Below are 1,782 nucleotides of genomic sequence, written 5' to 3'. Positions count from 1 at the left end.
GCGGCATCGGACCCAACGGCCTGTTCGCACCCCAAGGGGAGTACGTCGTCGAGCTCTACGCCCGCCTCGAGTCGGGCACCTCGGAGACGTGGGAGCTGACCACCGTCATGTTCCGCACCTAGGTGGCCCGCTCCCCTCTCATCGTCTGGCGCTCGCCGACCGGCTTCGTCGTCCGCGATCCCGCCCTCGAGGCCGTCTTCGGCTGCCGGTGGCTCCCCCTCCCGTTCACCTCCGAAGCGGACTCCGCCGACGTCCTCGCCCACTTGCGACGCTCCAACCCAGGCCGACAAATCGACCTCGAGGACGTCGACCTCTACGCGGCCAACCGCCCATGCAAACGCGATTCCTGGACGACGAACCCTGAACCCAGAGCCGATAGGCCGGCGCAGCCAACCTCGAACTCGTGAGACTCGGCACCCACGTCGCCGGCGGCATCCTCGGCTACACCGTCGCCGCCACCTTCTTCCACCTGCCGTGGACCGCCACCGGCGTCGTCGTGGCGTCGGCCGCGGCGGCTGCCCCCGACATCGACACATTGGGAAGCACAGTCGGCCGCGTGTTTTCGCCCGTCGCCAAGCGCATCGAACGCCGCTTCGGGCACAGGACCATCACGCACTGCTACGCCGCCCAGGCCGTCGTCGCCGCCGTGTCGCTCCCGCTCGTCTGGGCCGGTCAGACCCATCTCTACGCGGCGCTCGTCGTCGGCTACGTCTCTCACACGTTCCTCGACACCTGGACTGTCCAGGGCGTCCGCGTCTTCTGGCCCTGGTCCGATCGCCGCGGCGTCTTCCCATACTACAACCGGAACGAGACGTCGTACCGCACCAAGACCGGCTCGCGCGTCGACACATTCTTCGGGATCGCCTTCGTCTGCGCCACGATCCCCTTCGCCGTCGTCCAGGTCGACGGCTATCAGCGGCTCATCCGCCGCGTCCAGGCCGACGCCGGGGCCGCCGTCCGCGACTTCCTCGACTGGTCCGCCGACGGCTATCTCGTCACCGTCGACGTCGAGGCGAGCGATCCCCAGCAGCTCCGGCGTCTCGCAGGCACCTTCCAGGCCATCGGCACGACCGGCACCAACACGCTCCTGGTCCGCGACCCCGACAGCAAGCGCGTCTACAGCCTGGGTCCGGCCTACTCCGCCGACTTCCAGCCCGACCGCGTCCTAGCTCACCGCGGCGACGCCGTCGTCGTATCGCGCCGTCAGATCGACCTCGCCGGCCGCGTGCTCGCCGACCTCGAGTCGCTCGTCCCAACACTCGCGAGCCCTGACGGCCCCCGGCCCGCACGCCACCTTTTGGACGGCCAGGTGACGGTCACTGAACCGGCCGGCGTCACGCCCTCGGAGTTCGAGTTCAACACGGTAAGCGGCACCGACCGACGGCTCTCATTCCAGTTCGCCACGCTCGCCGACCTCGAGCGGCTCGCGCTCACGGGCCTGGTCGTCGAGGCCGGCACGGTCACGCTCCGGCTCTACCTCCCTCCCGCCCAGGCCGAGCGCTACGACCCCGACGACCTGTCTCGGTCCGAGGTCCGCCGCGTCTCCTTCGCCCACAAGCCGTCCGAGCCCCCGCTCCTGCTCGTCGACGAGGGAGACATGGTCGCGCTCGGCGACACCGTCGCGGTCCTGTCCTCCGCTGCCGCGCGCACCGCACGCCTCGACGTGGCCGACGCCCAGGGCGACCTCCAAGCCGCACGTGCCGAGACCCCACCAGCCTCCTACGACCCGGTCTCACTCCGCCAACGGCTCGCCGACGCTGACCTCCAAGCGCGCCGCGTCGC

At 70.3% G+C, this 1,782-nt stretch carries 2 protein-coding genes; both read left to right on the top strand.

Translation table 11 applies throughout. From position 1 onward, the window contains the following. Positions 1–122: 122 nt before the first annotated feature. The gene (locus tag WBA11_RS09770; protein ID WP_424520511.1) at positions 123–407 is read left to right on the top strand and encodes a hypothetical protein; all 285 of its coding nucleotides are present in this window, start codon (positions 123–125) and stop codon (positions 405–407) included. Then, on the top strand, positions 404–1,782 hold a 1,379-nt coding region (locus tag WBA11_RS09765; RefSeq protein WP_424520510.1), incomplete at its 3' end, for a metal-dependent hydrolase. The genes WBA11_RS09770 and WBA11_RS09765, both read left to right, overlap by 4 nt.

Source organism: Rubrivirga sp., from assembly GCF_049648075.1.
In the GTDB taxonomy this organism is placed as follows: Bacteria; Bacteroidota; Rhodothermia; order Rhodothermales; family Rubricoccaceae; genus Rubrivirga.
The sequence above is the reverse complement of the archived record's forward strand: the minus strand, read 5'-3'. Positions and strand labels throughout refer to the sequence as shown.